Origin of the sequence: Indolivaga macrotermitis, from assembly GCF_900128985.1 — a bacterium.
Taxonomy (GTDB): Bacteria; Bacteroidota; Bacteroidia; order Bacteroidales; family Dysgonomonadaceae; genus Dysgonomonas_A; species Dysgonomonas_A macrotermitis.
The window spans coordinates 210,294-217,374 of record NZ_FQUC01000007.1; the positions used below are offsets into that span (position 1 = coordinate 210,294).

The 7,081-nt window shown below is 36.4% G+C and carries 7 protein-coding genes; 2 read left to right on the forward strand and 5 right to left on the reverse strand.

Going from position 1 to position 7,081, the window contains the following annotated elements:
- Positions 1–190 precede the first annotated feature (190 nt).
- Positions 191–634 carry a YqaA family protein gene (locus BUC12_RS11245; RefSeq protein ID WP_062183773.1) on the reverse strand — a complete coding sequence of 148 codons (444 nt, stop codon included), beginning with the start codon at positions 632–634 and terminating at the stop codon, positions 191–193.
- A 34-nt stretch (positions 635–668) separates the two neighbouring features.
- Positions 669–3,437 carry a DNA polymerase I gene (polA, locus tag BUC12_RS11250; protein WP_062183770.1) on the reverse strand — a complete coding sequence of 923 codons (2,769 nt, stop codon included), beginning with the start codon at positions 3,435–3,437 and terminating at the stop codon, positions 669–671.
- 101 nt (positions 3,438–3,538) lie between these two features.
- Here polA and BUC12_RS11255 point away from each other — a divergent pair, with 101 nt between their 5' ends.
- Complete coding sequence (locus tag BUC12_RS11255; protein WP_062183767.1) at positions 3,539–4,510, forward strand: polyprenyl synthetase family protein; 972 nt, start codon at positions 3,539–3,541, stop codon at positions 4,508–4,510.
- Between the two features lie 14 nt (positions 4,511–4,524).
- A complete protein-coding gene (locus BUC12_RS11260) occupies positions 4,525–4,983 on the forward strand; it encodes a hypothetical protein (protein ID WP_062183764.1) in 459 nt (152 codons plus the stop codon).
- A gap of 45 nt (positions 4,984–5,028) precedes the next feature.
- On the opposite strand, the gene deoC is transcribed toward BUC12_RS11260, so the two are convergent.
- Genes deoC through dtd form a run of 3 tightly spaced genes read right to left on the reverse strand, consistent with a single transcriptional unit; the run spans position 5,029 to position 6,699 of the window.
- The gene (gene deoC / locus BUC12_RS11265) at positions 5,029–5,898 is read right to left on the reverse strand and encodes a deoxyribose-phosphate aldolase (protein ID WP_062183761.1); all 870 of its coding nucleotides are present in this window, start codon (positions 5,896–5,898) and stop codon (positions 5,029–5,031) included.
- 6 nt (positions 5,899–5,904) lie between these two features.
- Positions 5,905–6,231 (reverse strand): nucleotide pyrophosphohydrolase, encoded by a 327-nt coding sequence (locus tag BUC12_RS11270; RefSeq protein ID WP_062183758.1) that lies wholly within the window; start codon positions 6,229–6,231, stop codon positions 5,905–5,907.
- 15 nt (positions 6,232–6,246) lie between these two features.
- Positions 6,247–6,699: a D-aminoacyl-tRNA deacylase gene (gene dtd / locus BUC12_RS11275; RefSeq protein ID WP_062183755.1), complete on the reverse strand. Its 453-nt coding sequence runs from the start codon at positions 6,697–6,699 to the stop codon at positions 6,247–6,249.
- Positions 6,700–7,081: the final 382 nt, after the last annotated feature.

The following is a 7,081-nucleotide window of genomic DNA, read 5'->3' on the forward strand; positions in this document are numbered from 1 at the left end:
GGGCAAAGATACTTATTTTTACTTAAGGTCGCAGACCTTTTTTGTACTTTTCTAACTACAATAGCAAAAGGCAGTTATCGTTCTAAAATAGTAATATTGTGGCGAAAAAGCACTTAAATGGAACAGTTTCCGGACACAACCAATAACCCGGTGTTGTAATGAGTATATATATGTTATTGAGTTCAATGCATTATATAATCCAGTTTACACCATACATAATAGCTACATAACGGGCAAATTTTCCTACGAACATACTGATATTCACTATATAAATATTTGCACGCATATAACCCAGAGCCAAGGCTATTATATCTCCTACAACCGGAAGAAAACTGAAAAAAGCCATAGCAGAGCCTTTACCTTCGAGCCAGTTCTGTACTTTGTCTATTTTCTCCTTTTTTACTTTCAGGTATTTTTCAATCCATTCGGTTTTACCTAATTTTCCCAGATAATAGTTGGTCATGCCTCCCATCCAGTTTCCTGTAGATGCGACACCTACACATAACCAGGGATTTAATCCGGCGGCTATCAATGCAACAAACACTACTTCCGAACCTAATGGTAAAATAGTAGCTGCCAGAAAGCTGGCCAGAAATAAACCTATATATCCGTATTCCGAAAATCCTTCTAACATTATGTAAGAATCAGTAAATTAATTAGTTATATAGTTAATGCGCTTCTAACCAGTTCTTACCTGTACCCGAATCGGCTTTTAATGGAATGGATAGTTTATATGCTTTTTCCATTTCATCGATAACTATTTGTTCCACGTGCGACAATTCATCAGTAAATACGTTAAAGTTCAGTTCATCATGCACTTGTAAAATCATTTTTGATTTCAAATTCGCGTTTTCGAACCGTTTTGCTATATTATTCATAGCTATTTTGATGATGTCGGCAGCACTTCCCTGTATAGGTGCATTTATAGCATTTCGTTCGGCGTAACCACGTACAGTTGTGTTACGGGAATTGATATCCGGAAGGAATCTTTTTCTTCCCAAGATAGTTTCCACATAGCCTGTTTCTCTTGCTTGTACAATTATATTGTCCATATATTCCTTTACCTTCGGGTACGATTCGAAGTATCCGTCAATCAATACCTTGGATTCAGACCGTGGTATGGAAAGGCGCTCTGCTAAACCAAATACAGATATCCCATAAATGATACCGAAGTTGGCGGTTTTTGCTTTGCGGCGCATATCGCTACTTACTTCACCGATAGGTATTTTATATATTTTAGCTGCTGTAGCGGCATGTATATCTTCTCCGCTGTTGAAGGCTTCTATCATATGTGGATCCTGGCTTAAGTGTGCCATTATCCGTAGTTCTATTTGAGAGTAGTCGGCTGAATAGAATATACAATCATTGTCTGCAATAAATGCTTTCCGGATTTCTTTTCCTTTTGCATCACGGATAGGAATATTTTGTAAATTAGGATTGCTCGAACTTAATCTTCCTGTCGCCGTAACTGTTTGATTGTACGATGTATGTACTTTGTTATCGTGTTTATTAATAAGCAAGGGTAGGGCATCGATGTAGGTACTCAACAGTTTTTTCAGACTGCGGTATTCCAGTATTTTTCCTACTATCGGATGTGTATCTTTGAGGCTTTCGAGGGTTTCTTCGCTCGTTGTATATTGTCCTGTTTTTGTTTTTTTAGGCTTATCAATGATTTTGAGTCTGTCGAACAGAACTTCGCCCACTTGCTTGGTCGAATTAATATTGAATTCATATTTAGCAAGGGAAAAAATTTCTTGTTCTATGTCTCCCATTTCTTTGGTAAGCGTATCCGATGATTCTTTGAGTGCTTTGGTATCAAGTCTTACTCCGGTATGCTCCATATCAGCAAGTACGTATATAAGAGGGAGTTCTATTTCGTAGAACAACTTATTCAGTTCGTTTTTCTCTATTTCTTTTTCAAGAATATTTTTTAGTTTTAGAGTTACATCAGCATCTTCACAAGCATAATCCCTGATTGCTTTTGGTTCGAGATTACGCATATTCAATTGATTTTTACCTCTTGGCCCGATAAGTTCGTCTATGTGTATGGTTTTATAGTTAAGATAGGTTTCAGCCATATAATCCATATTGTGACGCAACTCCGGATTTAGCAGGTAATGGGCAATCATGGTATCGAATAGTTGACCTTTTACATGGATGTCGTATTTTTTGAGGACAATGATATCGTATTTTATGTTTTGACCAATTTTAACAATATTTTCATTTTCCAGAAAATCTCTGAAAATTTCTATTTGTTTTTTTGCTTCATCAAATTTTGGAGAGATTGCTACATAAAATGCTTCACCTTCTTCCATAGCGAACGACATTCCTACAATTTCGCTGTCTATTGGATCTACTCCGGTAGTTTCGGTGTCAAATGAGCAAAATTTTTGTGATAGTATTTTATCTTTTAATTCGATCATTTCTTTCTCATTATCAATAAGATAATAGTTATAAACCATATCTTTCAACTCGTTGAGATTCGAATATTTTTTTTCTTCCGGTAGATTGTCCGTAAATTCGGCGAAGAGATTGCCTTGAGCTTCGTCTTTTTTGGGAGTTGATTTTGTTTCTCTTTTTAAGACCCTATTTATGAGAGTGCGGAATTCTAATTCTTCGAAAAGATTTTCTATTTTTTCTTCATCGATTGGTTTTCTTTCAAATTCTTCTTTTTTGAATTCAAAAGGGACATCTATTTTTATAGTTGCTAAAAATTTGGAAAAAAGAATTTGTTCTTTGTTCGATTCTAATTTTTCTTTCAGGGTTCCTTTTATTTCGGAAGTATGTTTTAATATATTTTCAATGGTTCCAAAATCGGCAATTAACTTTTCGGCAGTTTTTGCCCCGACACCCGGACATCCCGGAATATTATCGGAACTATCACCCATCAAACCTAGCAAATCTATCATAAGTAGGGGAGAGGCAATATTGTATTTTTCCATAATTGCTTTTGAATCCAAAACATCGAATCCGTTACCTGCAAATTTTGGTTTGTACATATGAATCCTTTCACTCGTGAGTTGTCCGTAATCCTTATCAGGAGTCATCATATATACATCTAGGTCTTCCTGTTCTGCTTTTTTTGCTACTGTTCCTATGACATCGTCAGCTTCAAACCCCGGAATTTCAAGTATTTTGATATTGTAGGCACTGATTATATCTTTGATAATAGGTACTGCAAGACGAATATCTTCGGGTGTTTCTTGTCGTTGTGCTTTATAAGCTTCGTATGCTTCATGTCTGAATGTAGGTCCTGCAGGATCAAATGCAACTGCAATATGAGTCGGGTTTTCCTTTTTCAGAACTTCTTCCAAAGTATTGATAAAACCAAATACTGCTGATGTATTTTGTCCTTTTGAGTTGACTCTGGGATTTTTTATGAAGGCATAATATGATCTATATATAAGTGCGTAAGCATCGATAAGGAATAATTTCATACGAAAATATTAGTTAAATAGTTCTATTTCTTTGTAAAGTTACAAATAAATGGCTCTAAAAGCTGAATTATTTATAAATTTGCATTTCAACTAATTGTTATATGGATAAAAAGCTTTTGATAGCTAAACCGATAGCTTCAGAACTCGAACGATTTAATGTCTATTTTAAGGAATCGATATCTTCTGATAATGGTAGAATTCAGGCTATTATAGATTATATAATGAGGTCAGATGGTAAGCATATACGTCCGATTTTGTTGTTATTGGCGGCTAAGGCTTGTGGTGAGATAAATGAGACTGCCTACCATTCGGCTGTTACAGTTGAATTATTGCATACAGCTTCGTTGATTCATGACGATGTAGTTGACGAGTCTTTATTGAGGAGAGGTAAACCTTCTGTTAATGCTATTTATGATAATAAAATGGCAGTATTGGCTGGAGACTATTTTCTTTCCACTGCTTTGATAAAGAGTGTACTGACCGGAAATATGGAGATTATTTCTTCTATTTCGGGTTTAGGCAGAAGTCTGGCTGAAGGAGAATTGAATCAGCTTTCTTTGGCAAAAGAGATTATTCTGGATGAAAAAGAGTATTTTGAAGTAATTAAAAAGAAAACAGCTTCGCTTTTGGCTATATGCATGAGGATAGGAGCTTTGTCTGCCGGTGCTGATCAGAAAACGGTTGATAAATTTGAATGTTTAGGAGAATCTTTAGGTATATGTTTCCAATTGAGAGATGACATTTTTGACTATTTCTCAGATAATGTTGGGAAACCTACAGGAAACGATATAAGAGAAGGAAAGGTTACTTTGCCTTTATTATTTGCTTTGAAGAATGCGGATAAAGCTTCTTCTCAGAAGATGATAGACATTATATCGAAGGCTGATTTTTCGAATGAAAAAGTAGCTCTTTTAATAGATTTTGCGAAAAATAACGGAGGTATAGATTATGCCTACGATAAGATAGATTATTACAAAAAGCAGGCTCTTGATATCATAGATACCTTATATGACGATGAAGTGAAAGTTTCTTTGTTACATACTGTAGATTATGTAGTTGAGAGGGTGTATTAATTCTGATTGATTCTATGAAAACCTATCCGACAATTTCCCTTTTGTTGGTGTTGTTTATCATTTTCGGTTGCCGGGTACAGGCAGCTGAGGTTTCTTTTGGTTCTCATGAAAAGCTTATAAGAGTATATGATCTACCGGAGAATGGGCGTTATATTTCGTCCGATGGCAGAGATTTCGATATAGGCTATAAGTATACTACATATGATTTCTTCGTAATCCCTGTTTTTATAGAAGGTGAAGGCCAGTTTGTGGGATATATCAATGAATCGGATTATGAATTACTTACAGCAGAAGGAATAGAGGTAATATCTAAGGAAAATCATATCCCAGATCTTAAGTCTTTGGTACATATACCGGCTTGGGATAAGTGGGGTGGCAAAGTGTTTCTTTTAGCTGTATTTTCGTGTATTGTACTGTTGGTTCTCCGTAAGAAACGAAGGAAATATGATGAAGAGAATGAACTCGAATTATAAAATAAAAGCCGCTCATAACATTGTTATCGAGCGGCTTATTTGTTATTATTTTATACTATCCAAAAGGTTTGAAGCTAAACGGCTTGCCCCGATACGGAACAATTCGTTATTACACCATCCGTCACCTAAGACTTCTTTTACTACTGTGTAGTATTTCACTGCATCTTCGGTAGTAGCGATTCCACCAGAGGCTTTAAAACCTACTTTACGGCCGGTTTTAGCATGATATTCCTTGATAGCTGTACACATCACATAAGCGGCTTCCAGAGTAGCTCCTTCGTATACCTTACCGGTAGATGTTTTAAGGAAATCTGCTCCCGAATATAGTGATAATACAGATGCTTTCATTATAGAAGAAGCTGTTTTAAGAGCTCCTGTTTCGAGTATAACTTTCAAGTGTGCATCGCGGCAGGCATGTTTCAGTTCGTCTATTTCCTCGCATGTTTCTTCATAATTCTCTTCAAGGAATAGTCCCAGATTAAGTACAATATCTATCTCGTCTGCTCCATTGGCTACAGCTAAAGCTGTCTCTGCTACTTTCACTTCGGGGAATGTTTGTGAAGTAGGGAATCCTCCAGATACACATGCTATTTTTACGTTTTGTGCGGTGAGTGCTTCTTTAACTGTTTCGGCAAAGTTGGGATATACGCAGATGGCGGCAACGTTGCTGATATCGGGAAATGTGCCTTCAAAGGCATTTACCTTTTCAGTGAATCTCCACACGTCTTCGCGGGTATCGGTCGTATTCAATGTAGTCAGGTCAATACAGGTATATAGTTTTTTATATACATCGGTGGTATTGTTCGCTGCAAATTTCTTTGCGATTATATCTTGTACTCTTGCTGTAATATCAGCATCTTTCAGTTCTGTATTGTATTGTTTCAGAACATCTTGGTACTTGTTAGTTGTAGCCATGATTTATTACTTTAATTTATGGTTATTTTTATGTCTGTCTTTGTCTCTCGAAGTCTTTTTCTCCATATTCTTGTTGAATGCTTCGGTAAGGTCCACGCCTGTCTGATTAGCGAGGCAGATAAGTACCCAAAGTACATCGGCCATTTCGTCGGCAAGATTTTTGTCGAGATCCGACTTCTTAAAAGACTGGTCGCCATACGTGCGTGCCATTATACGTGCCAGTTCGCCAACCTCTTCTGTCAGGATAGCCATATTGGTAAGTTCGTTGAAATACCGTACACCATATGTCTTGATCCATTCGTCTACTTTGTTCTGTGCTTCTGATATAGTCATATTTCGCATTTTAAGCTATTCTCTTTGCTTCGAATCTATCCAGATGGTTACTGGTCCGTTGTTTATTAATTGAACGTCCATATCGGCTCCAAATTCACCCGTTTGAACAGGCTTTTCATGCAGATCTTCCAAATCGGTACAAAATTGCTCGTAAAGCGGAATCGCAATGGACGGCTTTGATGCCCTGATGTAAGAGGGTCTGTTGCCTTTTTTAGTGGATGCGAACAGGGTAAATTGAGACACTACAAGTATTTCGCTGCTGACTTCTTTTGACGAGCGGTTCATAACACCGTTTTCGTCGTCGAATATCCTTAGGTTGACGATCTTGTTAACCAGCCACTGAATGTCTTCGGCGTTGTCACTGTCTTCAATTCCTAAAAGTATAAGTAAACCGTTGTTTATTTTCGATTTTACTTTATGATCTATTGTTACCGATGCTTCTTTTACTCTTTGGATTAATGCTCGCATTATGACTCTCTTACTTTATTGAAATACAAAAATAGTAATTAATATATTAGCTCTGCCTTTTAAGCCGGGATTTGTTTCGTGACAAAAAGTAAACATTCTTATACAAATAAGTATACACAGGTGTCACTTTTTGTTTACTCTGTCACTTTACTAAAGTATTTATTATTAGATGTATATATTGTATAAGGTGACAAAGGTGACAAAAGTGACACGTTTTTTCTTACTTTCTTTTTGTTCATATTCAATTGATTTAAGCATTTCTATATAGATAAAAAGCCGGTCAGAATTTTGAAGTGCCCCCCCAAAGTTGGACAATAAATTATTAACTATATTTAGATTGAGTTCGGTATTTTACCGGGCTCAATCCGTTTAAAGACAGTTT